19 protein-coding genes and 1 tRNA gene are annotated in these 19,379 nt (G+C 72.3%); 11 read left to right on the top strand and 9 right to left on the bottom strand.

The genetic code is table 11. The features are described 5' to 3' along the window. Positions 1 to 9: 9 nt before the first annotated feature. Entirely contained in the window at positions 10 to 1,383 is a 1,374-nt protein-coding gene (locus ADL22_RS09025; protein WP_079063961.1) for a cytochrome P450, read from the top strand. A gap of 69 nt (positions 1,384 to 1,452) precedes the next feature. Here ADL22_RS09025 and ADL22_RS09020 read toward each other — a convergent pair whose 3' ends face one another. The 3 genes from ADL22_RS09020 to ADL22_RS09010 all read right to left on the bottom strand — a co-directional run bounded on the left by ADL22_RS09020 (position 1,453) and on the right by ADL22_RS09010 (position 4,319). Beyond that, the gene (locus ADL22_RS09020) at positions 1,453 to 2,127 is read right to left on the bottom strand and encodes an HAD family hydrolase (protein WP_066975544.1); all 675 of its coding nucleotides are present in this window, start codon (positions 2,125 to 2,127) and stop codon (positions 1,453 to 1,455) included. Positions 2,128 to 2,250: 123 nt separating this feature from the next. Beyond that, complete coding sequence (locus tag ADL22_RS09015) at positions 2,251 to 3,492, bottom strand: serine hydrolase domain-containing protein (RefSeq protein ID WP_066975542.1); 1,242 nt, start codon at positions 3,490 to 3,492, stop codon at positions 2,251 to 2,253. Positions 3,493 to 3,656: 164 nt separating this feature from the next. Further along, on the bottom strand, positions 3,657 to 4,319 hold the full coding sequence (locus ADL22_RS09010; RefSeq protein ID WP_066975540.1) for a DUF4097 family beta strand repeat-containing protein: 663 nt from the start codon (positions 4,317 to 4,319) through the stop codon (positions 3,657 to 3,659). A gap of 267 nt (positions 4,320 to 4,586) precedes the next feature. Here ADL22_RS09010 and ADL22_RS09005 point away from each other — a divergent pair, with 267 nt between their 5' ends. From ADL22_RS09005 to ADL22_RS09000, 3 genes are all read left to right on the top strand, one after another. Continuing rightward, entirely contained in the window at positions 4,587 to 5,363 is a 777-nt protein-coding gene (locus ADL22_RS09005; protein ID WP_066975560.1) for a GbsR/MarR family transcriptional regulator, read from the top strand. Between the two features lie 395 nt (positions 5,364 to 5,758). After that, a complete protein-coding gene (locus ADL22_RS36035) occupies positions 5,759 to 6,004 on the top strand; it encodes a hypothetical protein (protein ID WP_234430605.1) in 246 nt (81 codons plus the stop codon). A 413-nt stretch (positions 6,005 to 6,417) separates the two neighbouring features. Further along, positions 6,418 to 6,609 (top strand): hypothetical protein, encoded by a 192-nt coding sequence (locus ADL22_RS09000; RefSeq protein WP_066975538.1) that lies wholly within the window; start codon positions 6,418 to 6,420, stop codon positions 6,607 to 6,609. Here ADL22_RS09000 and ADL22_RS08995 read toward each other — a convergent pair. Next, on the bottom strand, positions 6,606 to 6,983 hold the full coding sequence (locus ADL22_RS08995) for a cupin domain-containing protein (protein WP_066975536.1): 378 nt from the start codon (positions 6,981 to 6,983) through the stop codon (positions 6,606 to 6,608). The two genes, ADL22_RS09000 and ADL22_RS08995, sit on opposite strands and share 4 nt — an antisense overlap. A gap of 59 nt (positions 6,984 to 7,042) precedes the next feature. Here ADL22_RS08995 and ADL22_RS08990 point away from each other — a divergent pair, with 59 nt between their 5' ends. Beyond that, on the top strand, positions 7,043 to 7,513 hold the full coding sequence (locus tag ADL22_RS08990; RefSeq protein ID WP_199836249.1) for a MarR family winged helix-turn-helix transcriptional regulator: 471 nt from the start codon (positions 7,043 to 7,045) through the stop codon (positions 7,511 to 7,513). Positions 7,514 to 7,919: 406 nt separating this feature from the next. Here the strand turns inward: ADL22_RS08990 and ADL22_RS08985 are convergent. Continuing rightward, positions 7,920 to 8,004: transfer RNA gene (locus tag ADL22_RS08985), tRNA-Leu, on the bottom strand. A 228-nt stretch (positions 8,005 to 8,232) separates the two neighbouring features. On the opposite strand from ADL22_RS08985, the gene ADL22_RS08980 reads away from it, so the two are divergent. From ADL22_RS08980 to ADL22_RS36800, 3 genes are all read left to right on the top strand, one after another. Further along, positions 8,233 to 9,558: a M20/M25/M40 family metallo-hydrolase gene (locus ADL22_RS08980; RefSeq protein ID WP_066975535.1), complete on the top strand. Its 1,326-nt coding sequence runs from the start codon at positions 8,233 to 8,235 to the stop codon at positions 9,556 to 9,558. A gap of 278 nt (positions 9,559 to 9,836) precedes the next feature. Beyond that, positions 9,837 to 10,070, top strand: a complete 234-nt coding sequence (gene chpH, locus ADL22_RS08975) for a chaplin ChpH (RefSeq protein WP_066975534.1) — start codon at positions 9,837 to 9,839, stop codon at positions 10,068 to 10,070. A 198-nt stretch (positions 10,071 to 10,268) separates the two neighbouring features. Then, entirely contained in the window at positions 10,269 to 11,162 is an 894-nt protein-coding gene (locus tag ADL22_RS36800) for a chaplin (protein WP_066975533.1), read from the top strand. A 146-nt stretch (positions 11,163 to 11,308) separates the two neighbouring features. Here the strand turns inward: ADL22_RS36800 and ADL22_RS33695 are convergent, their stop codons facing one another. Next, entirely contained in the window at positions 11,309 to 11,497 is a 189-nt protein-coding gene (locus ADL22_RS33695) for a DUF5703 family protein (protein WP_018537156.1), read from the bottom strand. Between the two features lie 47 nt (positions 11,498 to 11,544). On the opposite strand from ADL22_RS33695, the gene ADL22_RS08965 reads away from it, so the two are divergent. Continuing rightward, positions 11,545 to 12,237 carry a hypothetical protein gene (locus ADL22_RS08965; protein ID WP_066975531.1) on the top strand — a complete coding sequence of 231 codons (693 nt, stop codon included), beginning with the start codon at positions 11,545 to 11,547 and terminating at the stop codon, positions 12,235 to 12,237. Between the two features lie 93 nt (positions 12,238 to 12,330). On the opposite strand, the gene ADL22_RS08960 is transcribed toward ADL22_RS08965, so the two are convergent. Further along, positions 12,331 to 14,889 (bottom strand): helix-hairpin-helix domain-containing protein, encoded by a 2,559-nt coding sequence (locus ADL22_RS08960; protein ID WP_420711548.1) that lies wholly within the window; start codon positions 14,887 to 14,889, stop codon positions 12,331 to 12,333. A gap of 134 nt (positions 14,890 to 15,023) precedes the next feature. Further along, positions 15,024 to 16,007, bottom strand: coding sequence for an aldo/keto reductase (locus tag ADL22_RS08955; RefSeq protein WP_066975529.1), 984 nt, complete (start codon positions 16,005 to 16,007; stop codon positions 15,024 to 15,026). Between the two features lie 173 nt (positions 16,008 to 16,180). On the opposite strand from ADL22_RS08955, the gene ADL22_RS08950 reads away from it, so the two are divergent. Continuing rightward, positions 16,181 to 17,236: an LLM class F420-dependent oxidoreductase gene (locus ADL22_RS08950; protein ID WP_066975527.1), complete on the top strand. Its 1,056-nt coding sequence runs from the start codon at positions 16,181 to 16,183 to the stop codon at positions 17,234 to 17,236. A 242-nt stretch (positions 17,237 to 17,478) separates the two neighbouring features. Here the strand turns inward: ADL22_RS08950 and corA are convergent, their stop codons facing one another. Then, a complete protein-coding gene (corA, locus tag ADL22_RS08945) occupies positions 17,479 to 18,471 on the bottom strand; it encodes a magnesium/cobalt transporter CorA (protein ID WP_066975526.1) in 993 nt (330 codons plus the stop codon). A gap of 118 nt (positions 18,472 to 18,589) precedes the next feature. Between corA and ADL22_RS08940 the strand changes: the two genes are divergently transcribed. Beyond that, on the top strand, positions 18,590 to 19,285 hold the full coding sequence (locus tag ADL22_RS08940) for a histidine phosphatase family protein (RefSeq protein WP_066975524.1): 696 nt from the start codon (positions 18,590 to 18,592) through the stop codon (positions 19,283 to 19,285). Positions 19,286 to 19,379 lie beyond the last annotated feature (94 nt).

Below are 19,379 nucleotides of genomic sequence, written 5' to 3'. Positions count from 1 at the left end.
ACCCCCACCATCCCCGGCCCCACCGGCCTCCCCCTCATCGGCTCCCTGCTCGACCTCCGCCGCGACTCCCTCGGCGCGTTCTTAAGAGCACAGCGCGAACACGGCGACGTCGTCCGCCTGGAGGCCGGCCCGCCCGGGCTCCGCAGCGTCTTCTACGCCGTCTTCGCGCCCGAGGGCGTCCAGCAGATCCTCGGCACCCAGGCCGCCAACTTCCGCAAGGACCACCCGCTGTACGAGGAGGTCCGCCAGGCGTTCGGCAACGGCCTGCTCACCAGCCAGGACGAGGACTACCTCCGCCAGCGCCGCCTCGTACAGCCGCTGTTCACCAGGCGCCGGGTGGACGGCTACGCCGAGGCCGTGACCACCGAGGCGGACGCGGTCAACGCCCGCTGGCGGTCGGTCGAGGACGGCGTGGTCGACCTCGTCCCCGAGATGAACCGGCTGGCCCTGCGCACCGTCGCCCGGATCCTCTTCGGCCTCGATGTGGAGGCCGCCGTGGAGGCCATCCACCGTTCCGCGCCGGTCATCAACGACTACGTCGTCCGCCGCGCGTACGCGCCCCTGAAGGTGCCCCGCGACTGGCCCACCCCCCGGAACCTCCGCGTCCGCCGCGTCACCGACGAACTCAACGCCCTCTGCGACCGCATCATCGCCGAACGCCGAGCGGCCCCCACCACCCAAGCGGAAGGCACAGCCTCCGCTCAAGGCGCTCCCACCCACACCGACCTGCTCTCCCTCCTCGCCGCCGCCGGCAACGACGAGGACGGCGCACTCGACGCCACCGAGGTCCGCGAACAGGTCCTGATCTTCCTGCTCGCCGGCCACGAGACCACCGCCACCTCCATGGCGTTCACCCTCCACCTCCTCGCCCGCCACCCCGGCGAGCAGGCCCGCATCCGCGACGAACTCACCCGCGTCCTCGGCGACCGAACCCCCACCGCCGCCGACCTGGACCGCCTCCCGCGCCTCACCCGCGCGCTCAAGGAGTCCATGCGGCTCTACCCGGCCGCCGCCGTCGTCAGCCGCCGGGCCGTCGAGGCCACCGAGGTCGCCGGCCACCCGCTCCCGGCCGGCGCCGACGTCGTCGTCGCCCCTTGGGTCACGCACCGGCACCCGGACCTCTGGGACGACCCAGAACGCTTCGACCCGGACCGCTTCACCCCGGAACGCGAGGCGGAACGGCACCGGTACGCGTGGTTCCCGTTCGGCGGCGGCCCGCGCGCCTGCATCGGGCAGCACTTCTCGATGCTGGAATCCGTCCTGGCCCTGGCCACCCTGCTCCGCGCCAACGCACTGGAGGCCATCGACCACGACGTCCCGGTAGCCGCCGGCATCACCCTCCAGCCAACGGGCCCGGCCCGAGTCCGCCTCCGCACCCTCTGACGCCCGCCCCCCAACATCCAAGGGGCCGGCCGCCCCAGCGACCGGCCCCCTCGGGTACCTCTCAGATCCTCAGAAGTGCTCCACCAACTCCCCGAACGCCGCCAGCCGCAGCACCTTCCCGTCCCCCGGATCCAGCTCCTCGTGCTCCAGCACCCACGTGTGCTGATGCGGGATGAACACCGCGTTCCACCCCGCCGAACGGGCCGGCAAAATATCCGACTTCGGGGAATTCCCGATCATCCACGCGGTCTCCGGCACCAGCCCGTACGCCCGCGTCAGCTCCTCGTACGTGGCCACGTTCTTCTCCGGAACGATGTGCACCCCGCGGAAGTGCCCGGTCAGCCCCGACGCGGCCACCTTCCGCTCCTGCTCCTCCTTGTCCCCCTTGGTGAGCAGCAGCAGTTCGTGCCGCCGCGCCAGCTCCGCCAGCGTCTCCGCGACCCCGGGCATCAGCTCGACCCGCTCGCCCGCGAACGCCGCCGCCCACCCCGCGATCCGCGCCCGCTCCGCCGCCGTGGCCGCCCGCCCCCGCAACCGCTCCACGCACTCCCCGAGACTGTGCAGGAACACCTTGCTGCCGTACCCGAGCGTCCGCGCGTTCGCCGCCTCGATCTCGTCCAGCACGGCCCGCACCCCGGCCCGGTCCAGCCCCGGCCCCGCCATCCACCCCGTGAACTCGTCGATCACCCGCTCAAAGATCACGTTGTTCTCCCACAACGTGTCATCCGCATCAAAGATCAACACTTCCCCGCACCCCTTCCACCAGCCCAGCACCACAACGAACCGATGGCACCCTACGCACCAGCCCACCGGCCACGCACCGGAAATTACGTCCCGGTGCGTGGCCGCCTGGCCTCCGGTGCCGCGTCAGTCCTCCACCGCCTGGTAGAGCGTCGTCCAGAAGTCATGAATGACCCGCGCCGAATCCGGGGTGGACATGCCGACCTGGGTGAGCAGGATGCCGGTGAGCCCGTTGTGCGGGTCGGCGTAGGTGGAGGTGCCGCTGCCGCCGTCCCAGCCGAACTGGCCGAGGGGCGCGTAGTCACCGCGGTACGTACGCACCGCCATCCCCATGCCCCAGCCGCCGTGCTGCCCTTGGCCGAAGGACACATGGACGTTGTCCCGGGCCATGGCTGTCCGGGCGGCGTTCTGCTCGGGCGTGAGGCGGTTGGTGGTCATCAGCTCGACGGCGGGCCGGGACAGGATCCGTTCGCCCTCGTGCGCTCCGCCGTTGAGCAGCATCCGGAAGTACGCGTGGTAGTCGTCGGCGGTGGAGACCAGGCCGCCGCCCCCGTCCTGGAACGCCGGCGGACGGCTGTGGCGTCCCCCCTCGGCCGCGTCCCAGACGATGAACTCCCCGGTCCCCGGGTCGGGGGTGTAGAGGGGCGGCAGCCGGTCGATCTTCTCCGCGGGCACATGGAAGCCGGTGTCCTTCATGCCCAACGGGTCGAAGACGCGCTCCCGCAGGAACGTTTCGAACGACTGGCCGGTGACCCTGGCGACCAGCACGCCGAGCAGATCGCTGCTGATCTGGTACTGCCAGCGCTCCCCGGGCTGGTGCATCAGCGGGAGCGTGCCCAGGCGGCGCATCCACTCGTCCGGTTCGGGCATCGGCTCCGGCAGATTGGGCGTGAGCCCCTGCTCGAACACCGCGTTCATGATCGGGGTGCCCAGCGCCGTCATATCCATACCGAGCCCGAACGTGGAGGTCAGTACGTCCCGTACGGTGATCGGCCGCCGCGCGGGCACGGTGTCGTCCAGCGGGCCGTCGATCCGCTTGAGCACCCGCCGGTCGGCGAGTTCGGGCAGCCACGGCTCCACCACGTCGTCCAGGCGCAGCCGGCACTCGTCCAGCAGGATCATCGCCGCCGCCACCGTGACCGGCTTGGACGTCGAGGCCATCCGGAAGATCGTGTCCCGGCGCATCGGTGCGCCCCCGTCGTGGAGCATCGTCCCGAGCGCTTCGACGTGCGTCTCGTCGCCCCGGCTGAACAGCGCGACGAGTCCGGGGATCTTTCCGGAATCCACGTGCCGTGCCAGTACGTCGCGGATCCTGCGCAGCCCTGCTCCGGAGAAGCCGCTGTTCCGGCCGGTGAGGTCGAGGGACATGACTGGTGCTCCTTGTGGGGTTCGATGACGTTCGTGGCTTACGGGGTTTGTGGTGCGGGTGGGTCGTACGGGGTTCACGGTGTGAACGGGTTGTACGAGGTATGCGGTAAGGGCGGGACGCGTGCGCGGCGCAGTGAGGAAGGGCGATCCCCGCGGAGAACCGCTCAGAGGCTGCGAGCAGTGATGTCGCCGTAGGAGGTGGTGGCGTGGATGTCGAGGTCCGCGCCGCCGTCGTTCTTCAGGGCGTTGCTGATCCGGCCGCTGGCGGTGCCGGCGTCCAGGGCCGCCGAGACGCCGGCGGCCGCGCCGACCGTGATGTCGCCGGACTCGGTACGGAGCACGACCTTGCCCCCGGCGGCCTCGGTGATCCGGATGTCGCCCCGCGCGGTGCTGATCTCCGCGGGCCCGCCCAGCCGGCCGATTTCGACGTCGCCGTCGACCGCGGACAGGCGCAGGCTCGCGGCCTCGTCCAGCTTGATCCGGCGGTACGCGCCGTCGAACGCGACGTCGCCGAGGCGGCCGACGGTCCGGAGCTCGGCGCCGCCCGACCTGCCCTCGACCCGCGAACCGGCGGGCAGCTTGACCGTGACCTCGACGGCTCCGGACGGCCCGAAGTACTGGTCCTTCGCCGAGGACTCGATCCGCAGGACCCCGTCGGCGTACACGACCGTGGTCTGCTCCGCCGCCTTCACATCGCGCCCCTTCGAGGCGTTCGCGGGCAGGACCTCGACGGCGGTGTCGGTCCGCTCCGCGGCGATCAACTGGACGCGCCCGGCGGGGATGCCGAGGACGGCGGTGATCGGGGCCTGGGTGTCGAACTTCTGCATGATGCTCTCCTGCTTCCTCGCGCTGACGGCTGTCGTTTCCGAACACTGGAAAAGCTACGTTGCTTTCGACCGTGCAGCAACAACCTCATTGCAGAAAAACCGCATCTCCGCAGCTAGAAACGTCAACATCATTGCAACGCCCTCTCGCTGAACGCAACGATCAAGCAATCGCTCGTTGCAATACAGTGAAGATGAACGCTATGGTGGAGGCGTCAAGCAAGAGCGAGCAGCGCCATGGAACACCCCTGGCGCACGAAGGGGGTCGTGATGCCGGGAGGCAGGCTCACCCAGCAGGAGCGCCAGCAGATCGCGGCTGGACTGGCCGACGGCCTGGCCTACGCCGAGATCGCCCGCCGCCTCGACCGGCCCACCTCCACCATCACGCGTGAGGTGATGCGGAACGGCGGCCCCGCCGGCTACCGCGCCGACCTGGCCCACCGCGCCACCCAGCAGCGCACCCACCGGCGCAGGCAGGCAGCGCCCGGTGGGTCGCCGGCGCGCCCGCAGCCGTACGGCCGCGACGCCGAGGCCGTACGCGACTACCAGGAAAGCCTCACCACCGTCTTCATGACTTCGGGCCTGCCCAAGATGATGGCCAGGGTGCTCGGCTGCCTCTACACCACCGACACCGGCCGCCTCACCGCCTCCGAACTCGCCCAACGCCTCAACGTCAGCCCGGCGTCCATCTCCAAGGCGATCACGTTCCTCGAGGGCCTGGACCTCGTCCGCCGGGAACGCGACGAAGGCCGCCGCGAGCGCTACGTCGTCGACGACGACCTCTGGTACCAGGCGATGATCCGCAGCGCCCGGGCCAACGACGAGTTCATCGAGTCCGCCCGGCAGGGCGTCGCCATCCTCGGCCGCGGCACCCCGGCCGCCACCCGCCTCGAAAACGCCGCCCGCTTCCTCGACTTCGTCAGCGAAGCCCTCATCCGCGCCGCGGAACAGGGCCGCGAGGTCCTCTACACCACCTCCGAAACGCCCCCGGACGCCCCCGCCACAGCCGCGGACGCCCCTGCTACGCCGCCTCCCGCCGGCGCCTAGACACCTCCCCGGCGGGTACTGCGTGGCAGCGCACCGCGGCACCGCTGACGGGCGCGAGCCGCAGGCCCGCCACCGGCCGGTGCCCTGGCGCGTACGGCAGCTGCTCGGCGGCGAAGAAGCCCGGTCGGGAGCGGCAGCACGGGTCGTACGGGTGGCCTCCGGCGACCGCTGCCCCCATTCCGAGGGCGCCGTGGGCGGACCCTCCGGGCGGGGCGCCGTGCGGGAAAGCACCAGCGAGGCGACACTGTGACGCCCCCAACCCACGACCGACCGCTCCCCCGCGTCGACCTCCTCCGCAGCGAACGCATGGTGCAACCGACCTCCCCTGATCGGCCAACTAGTCGGACTCATACGGCGCTTGACAGCCGCAAGCCACGACCGTGAAGCTGAGCCGGATGGACGCAATCGTGAATCACGAGGGCTTAACGGAAACAAGTGCGGCACGAGCGCTTGCATCGGCATGCAGCCAAACGGGACTGCGCTCTCAGTCCGCCGTTCTGCTGCGATTGGGCGAGAACGCGATTTACGCCCTGCCGCCCGAGGGCGTCGTTGTCCGCGTGGCGCGCGCCGACACCGAGGACATCAAGCGGAAAGTCGTCAAAGAGCTGGCAGTCTCGCGTTCGCTGACGTCCCAAGGCTAACGAAAGCCGCGCAAAATCCCCTGCCTGGGTGAAATCCCTGACCGCGGCTCTTCTCCTCATAGCCGTCCCGTTGATCGGATGGTTCTTCATCTCCTTTCCGGCATCGACGGCCTTCTCTTGGTGAGGACTGCTCAACCGACGAAGCCCCTCGTGCCTTTCAAGCCGCAGGAATCCTGACCGAACCATGCCTGGATGGACGTGGCGCCGTTGTCGGGGGCCATGCTGAGCTATGGCCAGTGTGGACATAGCCGTGGTAACAGGCGCCAACCAAGGGATCGGCCGGGAAGTTGTCCGACTCCTGGCCGCCTAGGGGATGGTCGTCCATCTCGGCGCGCGAGATCGTGAACGAGGTCATGCGGCCGCGCGTGAACTGTCGAGGGGGCGGCGCGGATGTGCGGTCCATTCAACTCCACATGGCGGCCCAGTCGCAGGTCGATACCGTAGCGCGCAAGATCGGCGAGGAGTTCGGCGGGATCCACGTGCTGGTGAACAGTTCTGCAACTGCGCATCGTCAAGGTGACCAGCGGACGGGAATCGTTCACTTGACGAGCGTGGCCGCCGCTGAAGCCAAGCGCGCCTGGATGCATGAGATGACCGGCGCCTAAACGGTCCAGGCCGGCACTGTCTTGCCCGTTCCGTCAGGAGCGGAAGCGTTCGCGCCCGGACGGGAGGCAACGATGGCGGCGAAGCCCTGCTCCGGGTCGGCGGACACGCGCCGCGGCGCTGCGGCGGGCATCACGACCGTGTCGCCCGCCACCACGGTGAGCTTCTCGCCGTCGAGTTCAACGGTGGCGCCGCCGCGCACTACCGTCCACACCTGCTCGGCGTCGAAGGTGTGGAGGGGGCCCGTGGCATCAGGCTGCATATCGACGCGCCACACGGCCTGTTCGGCGCCGCCCAGCGTCGGCGAGGCGAGCGTGGTCATGACGGCGTTGGGCGTTTCGGTGCGGCGGCTCTCGGCGTGGCGGATGACAGGCATCACGGAAACCCTTAAACTCGACAACATGGTTGTCGAAATGGTGAACCTGGTTGTCGATCGTGTCAAGTGACTCTCCTGGATTCGAGCTGCCGCTGCGACTGTTCCTTGCCTTCCGCGTCCTGATCGACGACCTCCACGACGAGCTCGCACGCCAAGGGCACCCCGACGTCCGGCCGATGCACGGTTTCGTCTTCCAGGCGATCGGCCCGGACGGCACCACCGCAGCGGATCTCGGCCGCCGACTCGGAGTCTCCAAGCAGGCAGCCGGCAAGACGATCGACACACTGGAGCGCCTCGGCTACGTGGAACGCGGCACGGATCCGCGCGACGCCCGGCGCAAGATCGTACGACTCACCGATCGCGGCACTGACTGCCTTGCCCTGTCGGCGCGCATCTTTGACCGCCTCCGGGCCGACTGGGCACAGACCCTTGGCGAAGGCCGCCTCCGCGCCCTGGAAGCCGACCTGCGCAGCGTGACGCCCGCAGAGCCGTTCCTGCTCGACGTGCCCGGATGGTTCGGCAACTCGTAGCCCCGGGCCGGCATGCCCGGTCGGCCTGGAGCTGCTCAGTGGTTCTCCCTGCGTTGCCTGCGCCAACCGACCAGCGGGGAGGGTGGGAGCGCCCCCGCGCCCAGCAGTGAGCGGGCCGGGCCGTGGCGGGCGGGCGGAGTTCGGTGAAGCGTGCCAGTTCGTGCTCGTGACGTGCACCGCTTCGTTGATACGCATGTCCAGGTCGTTGCGCGGCACTCCCGCGGCACCCGGACGCTGTGGACGAGGGAGGCGGCACGGAAGTCTGTCACGGAATGTGACTGACGTCTCTGGCGGGTGCGTCGCGGGTGAGAGGGTCCGCATCCCCTCTGGGAGACTTTCGGGGTGTCACCCCCTGTGAGTACGCGAAAGAGGGCTGTGACCGTAGAGTCACAACCCTCTTCGTTTGTGTCCGAGGGGGGACTTGAACCCCCACGCCCGATAAAGGGCACTAGCACCTCAAGCTAGCGCGTCTGCCATTCCGCCACCCGGACTCAGGTGTGTGCCGGGGCGGCCCCTGGGCCGTTCCGACGAGGAAAACAATAGCAAACGTTCGGGGGTGGTCGATCACCCCCGGTCGGGGGCGGGCGCGGGGCTGTGACCAGGGGATGTCGGGAGTATTGCGGCCTTGGGCGGAGGGGGTGGCGGGTGGAGGATGGCGGTGGACGCCCGCCGCGGGGTGCCGTCGGGTGTGCCGCGGCCGTGAACCATGAGGAGGCAGTGTGAGTGAGTCGCAGCCGGCCCGTTCGGTCACCGGTGAGGACGAGGTGGTCGATCTCTGCCGGGATCTGATCAGGATCGATACCAGCAATTACGGTGATCACTCGGGGCCGGGGGAGCGCGCCGCCGCCGAGTACGTCGCGGAGAAGCTCGCCGAGGTGGGGCTGGAGCCGCGGATCTTCGAGTCGCACAAGGGGCGCGCCTCGACCATCGCCCGGATCGAGGGCGAGGACCCGTCGCGGCCGGCGCTGCTGATCCACGGGCACACCGACGTCGTGCCGGCCAACGCGGACGACTGGACCCACGACCCGTTCTCCGGGGAGATCGCGGACGGGTGCGTATGGGGCCGCGGCGCGGTCGACATGAAGGACATGGACGCGATGACGCTGGCGGTGGTGCGTGACCGGCTGCGTACGGGGCGCAAGCCGCCGCGGGACATCGTGCTGGCGTTCCTGGCGGACGAGGAGGCCGGCGGGACGTACGGCGCGCGGTACCTCGTCGATCACCACCCGGAGCTGTTCGACGGGGTGACGGAGGCGATCAGCGAGGTGGGCGGTTTCTCGTTCACCGTGAACGAGAACCTGCGGCTGTATCTGGTGGAGACGGCCCAGAAGGGCATGCACTGGATGAAGCTGACCGTGGCCGGGTCGGCCGGGCACGGTTCGATGATCCACCGGGACAACGCGATCACCGAGCTGTCGGAGGCGGTCGGGCGGCTGGGGCGGCACGAGTTCCCGGTGCGGGTGACCAAGACGCTGCGGGCGTTCCTGGACGAGCTCGGGGACGCGCTCGGGACCGAGCTGGACCCGGAGAACATGGACGAGACGCTGGCCAAGCTCGGCGGGATCGCCAAGCTGATCGGGGCGTCGCTGCGGAACACCGCCAACCCGACGCAGCTGGGCGCCGGTTACAAGATCAACGTGATTCCGGGGGAGGCCACCGCGCACGTCGACGGCCGCTTCCTGCCGGGGTACGAGGAGGAGTTCCTGGCGGATCTGGACCGGATCCTGGGGCCGCGGGTGCGGCGCGAGGACGTGCACGCGGACAAGGCGCTGGAGACCACCTTCGACGGCGCCCTGGTGGACGCGATGCAGTCGGCGCTCCAGGCGGAGGACCCGATCGCGCGGGCCGTGCCGTACATGCTCTCCGCGGGGACGGACGCCAAGTCCTTCGACGACCTGGGGATCCGCGGGTTCGGGTTCGCGCCGCTGAAGCTGCCGCCGGAGCTGGACTTCGCCGGGATGTTCCACGGGGTCGACGAGCGGGTGCCGGTGGACGGGCTGAAGTTCGGGGTGCGGGTGCTCGATCGGTTCATTGACCAGAGTTGAGGTGAGCGCCGCCGGTGTGGGGCGGATCCTGTGGTCGCCGCCGGGCGGGGGAAACGGTTTTTTGGTCGTTCGGGGCGGTTTTTGTCGTGTGGGGGAGCAGATAGGGAGCACGTAGAGTGCGGTTGGGGGAGTGGGGGATCGGCGTGAATTTCCTGTCGTTCGCGCTGAGTTCGCTGGAAAGAGTGAAAGCTGCGATGTGTTCGTAGCTTCAACGGTTCGGCCTTCGTTGACGTGAGTGCGGTCCGCGGCTGGGATCGCATTGCCTATGAGGAGGAACCATGATCAAGAAGGTCGTCGCCGCCGCTGCGGTCGCCGGTGGAGTGGTATTCGCCGGCGCCGGCCTGGCCGTTGCCGACTCGGGTGCCCAGGGTGCCGCGCTGCACTCGCCCGGCGTCGTTTCCGGCAACGTCGTGCAGGTCCCGGTACACGTTCCGGTGAATGTCTGCGGCAACACGGTCTCCGTGATCGGTCTGCTGAACCCCGCTTTCGGCAACACCTGTCTGAACCACTGACGTTATTGATGGTGTAACCGGCCCCATATGCGGGTCGGCCCGGTCCGGCTCCGGGATGCCGATTTCGGCGTCCCGGAGCCGCTGGGCATTTTCGCGGGCGGGTGAAACCTCCCCACGAGGCGGTCCGCGGAGCGTGACCCCACCTCCGCGGGCCGCCACCGGCCCGCATTCCTGTAAGGCACAAGGCAGGGGAAAACTATGAGACAGGTCGCAAGAAAAGGCCTGATCACCATGGCGGCCGCAGGTGGCGTGCTCGCCATGGCCGCCGGGTACGCACACGCGGACTCCACGGCCGCGGGCGGCACGGCGCATTCGCCCGGTGTCGGATCCGGTAACGCCATCCAGCTCCCGATCGACGTCCCGGTCAACGCGTGCGGGAACACCGTCGACGTGGTCGGGCTGCTGAACCCGGCGTTCGGCAACAACTGCGTGAACGGGGCCGGCGGGCACCACGGCCACGGTCAGGGGCACGGCAAGGGAAGCGGCCACGGCCAGGGCGGCGAGCACCGCGGGTCGTCCGGCGGGCACGGCGGCGCCAGTGCCGCCGGCGGCGCGGCGAACTCACCCGGTGTCGGGTCCGGCAACGCCGTCCAGGCGCCGATCGACGTCCCGGTCAACGCCTGCGGCAACAGCGTCGACGTGATCGGGCTGCTGAACCCGGCCTTCGGCAACGACTGCGGCACTGTCTCGCCGGCGGGTCCGGGCCGGCCGCACCACCCGGGCGGACCGGCGCAGCCCGGGCAGCCGCCGGAGCGGGGGCACCACCCCCAGGGCCCCGGCACGCCGCACCACCCGGGTCAGCCGCACCACCCTGGTACGCCGCACCAGCCGGGGCAGCCGCACCACCCCGGCACCCCGCACGAGCCGCGGGCGCACGTGCCTCAAGGGCCGCAGGCCCCGCACGCCCCGGCCACCCCGGTCGCGCGGACGCACCCCGCGGGCGCGCCGCACACCGGCACCGCCCCGGCGCGGCCGGCCGGGCAGCTCGCGCACACCGGTGCCGGGACGCTCGGCTACGCCGTGCCGCTCAGCGCCGGGATGCTGGTCGGGGGCGCGATCCTCTACCGGCGCGCGCGTACCGCTCGCCGGTGATCCTCGGCGGATGGCGCGCCGGCGATCAGCGGCGGTGACGTACCGGCCGGTGTGATCGCATGACGTACCGGTCGGTGTGATCGCATGACGGAGCGGGCCCCGTCCCGGACGGGGCCCGCTCTGCTGTGATCACGGCCTCCCGTTGGTCACCACGTGGCGCGGAGCTGTCGGATGATCCGGCGGCGGAGCCGGACCCGCCGGCTGCCGTCGGGATTGAGACGAAGTCGGTCCAACTCCCAGTGTCCGTACTCGGCATGGTCAGTCAGCAGGCGTGTGGCGGCCTTCCGGGAGACGCCCCGGGGCACGTACACATCGCAGAATTCGTATTCCGGCATCGCATCTATTGTGCGGGACCGGCCCCGGTACGGATAGCGTCTGCACTATGTCTGATGCTGCGCAGCCTTCCGCTGCCGAGGTACGTGCCGCCGCTGAGGCGGTCAAAGCCGCGCTGGACCGTCACCTCGACGCGGTTGAACGCCGCTCGGGGCCGGACGACCCCGCCGTCTACGCCGCGTTCGACGAACTCGCCGCGGCGGCGGAGTCCTACGACGAACTGCTCTACGACGCCTACGACGAGGTCACGCCCTTCGAGATCCCCGGGAACGACACCCTGCCCGCCTACGCGGGGCCGGAGGAACCGAGCGCGCTGAGCGTGCTCATCCGGCGCGACTACACCGTCGCCAAGCCGCAGCGCCTGCTGCACCAGGCACAGCGCATCGCGGCCCTGGACCCGGACGCCGCCGACGACGCGGCCGGCCCGGCCGCCGATGCGGCGGCGGTGGTCGGCAGCAGTGTGCACGCCGCGCTCGGGGTGCTCTTCGGGGAGTACGAACCGGACGAGATCGCCTCCCGGCACAAGGAGTTCGGCCTGGAGGAGGGCGACTCCACGCTGTGGGTGGCCGCCGCCGACGAACCGGCCGAGCCGGGGGAGTGGCTGGCCGCGCCGTTCGACCAGGCCGATCCGCAGCGGGTGGTCTGCCGCTTCGACGTCAGCTCGGTCTTCGACGAGGAGCTCGATGACGGCGAGGACGATGACGACGGCGATCTGCTGGAGCCGGCCGAACGGAGGCGGTAGGTCCGGCAGCCCGCCGCCACGGCCGGGGGCGGGCGTCGTGCCTGGCCCGCCGCCACCGCCGGGCGGGGCCGGGCGGTGGCGGCGGGGCGGGGGTCAGGCTTCGGTCTGGTCCTCGGCCTGGGCGCGGAGGAGGGCGCGGAGGCGGGTGGTGCGTTCCTTGGCGGGGACTTCGGCGACCGCGCGGGGGAGTGCCTGGTCGACGCCCTGGACCACCGACAGGTGCCGTTCGGCGCGGCTGAAGGCGGTGTAGACCCAGGCGCGGGTCAGGCCGGCGGCCGCGTCGCCGGGGAGCACCACGACCGTGGCGGGCCAGCGCGCGCCGGCCGCCTGGTGGGCGGTGAGCGCCCAGCCGTGCCGGACCGCCCCCGCGCCGACCTGCTCGGGTGAGACGACGACGGCGGTGCCCTCGCAGTCCAGGTGCAGGCCATCGGGGCCGGCGCCGGTGACCGTGCCGGGGAGCGTGCGGCCCAGGGCGGGGGAGTAGGCGACGCGGTCGCCGGGGTCGAAGCCGCCGAACCGGCCGGGGCCGGGGTTCAGACGCTCCTTGAGCGCGGCGTTCAGCGCGCGGGTGCCGGCCGCGCCGCCGTGGCCGACCGTGATCACCTGGGTCTGCTCGGCGGGGATGCCCAGTGCCCGGGGCACCGAGTCGGCGACCAGCTGGACGGTGCGGTGCACCGCCTCGCCGGCGTTGCGTACGGGGACGGTGACGACCTCCTTGCCGGGGGCCTCGACCTCGGTCAGCTCGCCGATGCCGATGCCCGACACCAGCTCGCCGATCGGCCCGAAGTCCGGGGTGCGGGAGGCGACCTGGGGGCAGAAGCGGGACTGGAGGACGTCCTGGAAGAGGCGGCCGGGGCCGGCGGACCACAGCACGCCGGGGTCGCCGCTGAGGATCAGACGGGTGCCGTCCGCCAGGGACTCCACGAGCAGCGCCGCGGTCTCCAGGTCCAGCTGCGGGGCGTCGAGGACGACGAGGAGGTCGAGGGCCAGGGCGCCGTCCGCGTCCCGGCCCGGGCCCTCCCGGCCGGAGAGCAGGCCGGCGACGGTGACCGCGGCGGACGGCAGACCGGTGTCCCCGGGTGCGGCCTCGGCGAGCTGGGCGGCCAGCCGCCGGCGGCCGTCCGGGGTGTGGGTGGCGCCGGCCGCCCGCAGGCCCAGGGCGCGGGCCGCGGCGAGCAGTGCCGCGGGCTCGGCGCGGGCGGCCTCGCCGCCGGTGTGGGCCACCAGGCCGCTGTGCGCGGCGGCCCGGATCAGCTCCGCGGCGGAGGGCGAGGGGGCGGCGGCCGCGGCGGCTTCCCAGGCGGCGGGGTCCGCGATAGGGACTTCGTGGGCGGCCTCGGGGGTGGTCGCCGGGTCTGTCTCGCCGCTCCCGGTGCCGTGCTCGGAGGCGTCCGCGGCTGGGGCTGACTCCTGGCCGGCCGTGGCGTTCTCGGCGGGCTCGGCAGCCTCCCCGGGCGCCTCGGTCTCGGCGGCTTCGGCCCGTTCCGCGCCGTCGGCCGTCCCCGGGGGCGAGGTCTCGGCCGACACCTCGGCCGTCTCCGCGTCCTCAGCCGCCTCCGCGTCCTCAGCCGTCTTCGCGGGCTCGGCCACCTCCGCGTCTTCGGCCGTCTCCGCGGGCTCGGCCGTGCCCTCGGGCTCCGTCGTGCCCGGCTCCTCGAAGGTGTTGAGGAGGCGGGCCAGGCCGTCGGCGACGCTTTCCTCGGCCATGGCGAGGCGGTCCAGGCCGAGGAGGACGCGGACCGGCTGCTCCTCGTCCTCGTCCGTGGTGGGCCGGGGGCGGCCCGGGGTGTCGAGGGCGTCCTGGAAGACCAGGACCGCGCCGTCCGCGATGGCCGTTTGCAGGGCTTCGTCCGGATCCGGTACGGCGCGCTGGGCGAGGGCGGCGCGGAGCGCGGACGCCTCCAGGGCGGAGTGGCCGGCGAGTGCGGCCTGCTCCAGCAGCCACACCGTCAGCGCCTGGGCGCGCCGCTCGTCATCGGGCCCGCAGGCGGCGCCGAGCAGTGCCCGGGCGAAGCCGTCGGCCTGGTCGGGGCGGACGCCCGGGACCGCGAGCAGCTGCCAGGGGTCGTCGGTCAGGGTCTGCGCGGCCCGCTCGCCGAGCGTTTCGGCGACCCGCTCGGCCAGGGCCTCGGGGGCGCCGCCGGCCGCGAGCACCCGGCGGATGCCCTCGATGCCGGGGCCCGGTGCGACGGCCGGCCGGGGTGCCCCCGGTGAGGGCGGCGCGGCCGGGGCGCCTGCGCCCGGCGTGGAAGCGGCGGCGCCCGGGGCACTCGGAGCACTCGGTGTACCCGGTGTACCCGGGGCACCCGGGGCACCCGGGGCACCTGGGGCGCTTGCTGCGTCCGAAGCATCCGGTACGCCCGCGCCAACGGCGGCCTCCGGTCCACCCGATGCGTACGAGGCACCGGCCGGCGCCCCGGCAGCCGCGTGCGCCCCCGCGTCCCGGGCCACGGCCCCCGGCGCCTCCGTAGCAGACACGGTCTCCGCATCCGCTCCCCGAGGAGCCGCCCCCTGACGCCCGGGGCCCCGCGATGCCTGACCGGGCCCGCCGGCCCCGGCGCCGGATGCCGACCGGCCGCCCGGCGCCCGACCGGGCCCACCTCCCGGCGCCTCCGCGAAGAACGACGCCGCGGAGCGCTCGCCGCTCTCCACGGCGCGGACCGCCGCGGCCAGGGCGGCCACGGACGCGGCGGGGCCGGGCCGCGCGGCGCCGCCGGCCTCGCCGCCCGGCCCGCCGGCGGGCGCGGCCTCCTGCTCGGGCGGGTTGTCGCCGGGGCGGTCGGTAGTCACAGCGTGCTCCAGTCGTGGTCGGGATAGTGGTGCACCGGGGCCGACACATCGTCCAGCGCCCGGCGGATCTCGTCAGGAAGCGTAAGGGCCTCCACTGACAACGAGGCTCTGAGCTGCGCGGCCGTGCGCGCACCGAGGATCGGGGCGGTGACGCCGGGGCGGTCGCGGACCCACGAGAGCGCGACCTGCAGCGGCGTGACGGCCAGTCCGTCCGCGGCGGTGGCGACCGCGTCCACGACCCGGCGCGCGGCCCCGTCGAGATACGGCGCGACGAACGGGGCGAGGTGCTCGGAGGCGCCCCGGGAGTCCGCGGGGGTGGCGTGCCGGTACTTGGCGGTGAGCACCCCGCGGCCCAAGGGAGACGACGGCAGCAGGCCCAGCCCCAGATCGCGGGCGGCGGGCAGCACCTCCCGCTCGACCCCGCGCTGGAGGAGGGAGTACTCCATCTGCGTACTGGCCAGGCGGTTGCGCGCGCCCGGCGCGGCCAGCTGCCATGTCGCGGCCTTGGCGAGCTGCCAGCCGGAGAAGTTCGACAGGCCCACATAGCGGGCCCGGCCGGTGGCCACGGCCTGGTCGAGCGCCTGGAGGGTCTCCTCCAACGGGGTGTGGGGGTCGAAGGCGTGCAACTGCCAGAGGTCGACGTAGTCGGTGCGCAGGCGCTCCAGGGAGGCGTCGAGGGCGGCGAGGAGGTGGCGGCGCGAGCCGTCCACCCGGCGGTCCGGCTCCAGGACGCTGCCGGCCTTGGTGGCGATCACCAGGTCCTGGCGCGGAACGAGATCCTCCAGGAGCCGGCCGAGGAGGTACTCGGCACCGCCGTCGGCGTAGATGTCGGCGGTGTCGACCAGGGTGCCGCCGGCCTCCCAGAACGTCTTGAGCTGGTCGGCGGCGTCCTGCTCGCCGGTGTCGCGCGCCCAGTTCAGGGTGCCGAGGCCGAGGCGGGAGACGCGCAGGCCCGTACGGCCGAGGTGCCTTTGCTCCATGGGCCCAGACATTACGCGCCGGACCGGGCGATCAGTGGACCTGTGGATAACCGCCGCCGGCGACCCGAGCGGCCGACCGGAGCGCCCGTCCCGGCCCACCGGTGACGGCCGCCGCACCCGCACGCTAGAGTCCCCCGAACAGCGACGTTACTGATGGGTAAGGGGAGAGCGGCATGAGGCTTGGCATCAACCTCGGCTACTGGGGCGCCGGGATGGACTCCGACAATCTCGCGGTGGCGCAGGAGGCCGACCGCCTGGGCTACTCGGTCTGCTGGGCGGCCGAGGCGTACGGCTCCGACGCCGCCACCGTGCTCTCCTGGGTGGCCGCGCAGACCGAGCGGATCGACGTCGGCTCGGCGATCTTCCAGATCCCGGCCCGTACGCCCGCGATGACCGCGATGACCGCCGCGACCCTGGACTCCCTCTCCGGCGGCCGCTTCCGGCTCGGCCTGGGCGTCTCCGGCCCGCAGGTCTCCGAGGGCTGGTACGGCACGAAGTTCGACAAGCCGCTGGCCCGCACCCGCGAGTACGTCGAGATCGTCCGCAAGGCCATGGCCCGCGAGCGGCTCTCCTACGAGGGCGAGCACTGGACGCTGCCGCTGCCCGGCGGCCCCGGCAAGCCGCTGAAGCTCACCGTCCACCCGCAGCGCGAGCACATCCCCCTCTACATCGCCGCGATCGGCCCGAAGAACCTCCGGCAGACCGGCGAGATCGCCGACGGCGCGCTGCTGATCTTCCCCTCCGCCGAGCACCTGGAGGAGACCGCGCTCGCGCCCCTCCGGGAGGGCCGGGAGGCCGCCGGGAAGACCATGGACGGCTTCGACGTCTGCCCCACGCTCCCGCTGGCCCTCGGCGCGGACGCGGACGTCAGCGCGCTCGCCGACCAGTTCCGCCCGTACACCGCGCTGTACGTCGGCGGTATGGGCAGCCGGAAGCAGAACTTCTACAACCGGCTGGCGCAGCGCATGGGCTACGAGAAGGAGGCCGCCGAGATCCAGGACAAGTACCTGTCCGGCGACAAGGCCGGCGCCGCCGCGGCCATCCCGGAGCGGCTGATCGACCAGACCACCCTGCTCGGCTCGGTCGAGCGGATCGCCGAGCGGATGCAGGCGTACGCGGCCGCGGGCGTGACCACCCTGACGCTGTCGCCGGCCGGCTTCACCCTGGAGGAGCGGCTGGCCGCCCTGCGCGCCGGCACCGAGGCCCTGGAGCGGGCCGGGCTGGCCTAGTCCGCGGAGGCGGAAACGAGCCCAGTCCGCGGAAGCGGGAACGAGCACGGAGAAGGCCCGGCACGGGGAGTGCCGGGCCTTTCCGGTGGCGCCGCGGCCGTGGTGGGGGCTCGGGGGTCTTCCCCGCCACGGCCGTCACCGAGCACAACGCCCCGACCGGCGGGCGGGTTACGCGGCTACGCGGCCGGCCGCAAGGCGCCCGCCCGGCCCGCGGCCTCCGGAGCCGCCAGCCCCCGCCGCGTTCACAGCCACCCCCGCCGCTTGAACAGCCGGTACAGCGACACCTCGATGAGCGCCATCACCAGCAGGATCGTCGGATAGCCCAGCGACCAGTGCAGCTCCGGCATCTCGCGGAAGTTCATACCGTAGATCCCGGCGATCAGGGTCGGTACGGCGGCCAGCGCCGCCCAGGCCGAGATCTTGCGCATATCGTCGTTCTGCCGGACGCCCATCTGCGCCAGATGCGCGGACAGGACGTCCGACAGCAGCCGGTCCAGGCCCTCCACCGACTCGTTGGCGCGGGTCAGATGGTCGCCGACGTCCCGGAAGAACGGCCGGGCCTGGTCGTGGACGAAGGGCACACCCGGACTCTGCAGCCGCGCCATCGGCTCGGCCAGCGGGACGGTCGCCCGCCGGAACTCCATGATCTCGCGCTTGAAGGTGTAGATCCGCGCCGCGGTGTGCCGGGTCTCCCGGCGGATCGGGGCGAACACCTCCGCCTCCAACTCCTCCAGATCCAGCTGGAGTTCGCCGGCCACCTCGATGTAGTGGTCCACCACCGCGTCGCTGATGGCGTACAGCACCGCGCCCGGGCCGTGCCGCAGGATCTCCGGATGGTGCTCCAGTCGCCGCCGGACCTGCGCCAGCGGGCTGGCCGTGCCGTGCCGGACGGTGACCACGAACGAGTCGCCGACGAAGACCATCAGCTCCGAGGCGGTCACGGTGTCCGCGGTGACGTCGTAGGTGATCGGCTTGAGCACCACGAACAGCGAGTCGTCGTAGACCTCCAGCTTGGGCCGCTGGTGGGCGTTGAGGGCGTCCTCCACGGCCAGCGGATGCAGCCCGAACTCGCTGCTGACCTGGTCGAACTCGTGCTGGGTCGGCTCGTACATGCCCAGCCACAGGAAGGAGTGGCCCTCCGCCCGCGCCGCGTCCAGCGCGTGGGAGAAATCCGCCGCGCACTCATGGCGGCGGCCCTCGCGGTAGACGGCGCAGTCCACGATCACACCAGGCATTCTCGCCCGCCGCCCGGCCGCCTGCCAGGGAAGCGGCCGCCTACCGGGCCGTGGAAGCGGCCGCCCACCGTGCCAAGGGGGCGGCGGGAGTACGACCGCACCCCCTAGGCTGGCGGTCATGCCCACGCTGATCCTGGTGCGGCACGGCCGCTCCACCGCCAATACCGCCGGAGTCCTCGCCGGCCGGACCCCCGGTGTCGCCCTCGACGAGCGGGGCGCCGCCCAGGCCGCCGCGCTCCCCGCCCGGCTCGCCGGGATCCCGCTCGCCCGCGCCGTCTCCAGCCCGCTCCAGCGCTGCCGGGAGACCCTGGCGCCGCTGCTCGCGGCCCGCCCGGAGCTGCCGCTGTCCACCGACGAGCGGATCACCGAGTGCGACTACGGCGACTGGTCGGGCCGCAAGCTCGCCGAACTCGCCGACGAACCGCTGATGGAGACCGTCCAGCAGCACCCCTCCGCGGCCGCCTTCCCCGGCGGCGAGCCGATGCGCGAGATGCAGTCCCGGGCGGTCGCCGCGGTCCGGGAGTGGAACGACCGGGTCACCGAGGAGGCCGGCGGCGAAGCGGCCTATCTCATGTGCTCCCACGGTGACATCATCAAATCCCTGGTCGCCGACGCCCTCGGGCTGCACCTCGACCTCTTCCAGCGGATCTCCGTCGAGCCGTGCTCGGTGACGGTGATCCGCTACACCCGGCTGCGCCCCTACCTCGTCCGGCTCGGCGACACCGGCGACCTCGCCTCGCTGGTGCCCCGCGACGACGCCGCCCCCGGGAGCGAGCGGGACGCGGCCGTCGGAGGCGGTGCGGGCGCAGCGTGATCAGCGGGCGCAGTAGGGTGGGGCGACGGCGCTGCCCGCGACGCCCCGGTGATCCGCGCAGTGACCGTGCGGACGCAGCGACCCACTGACCCAG

It is taken from the genome of Streptomyces sp. NRRL F-4489 (assembly GCF_001509485.1).
In the GTDB taxonomy this organism is placed as follows: Bacteria; Actinomycetota; Actinomycetes; order Streptomycetales; family Streptomycetaceae; genus Streptomyces.
This window is presented reverse-complemented; position numbering and strand designations above follow the sequence as displayed.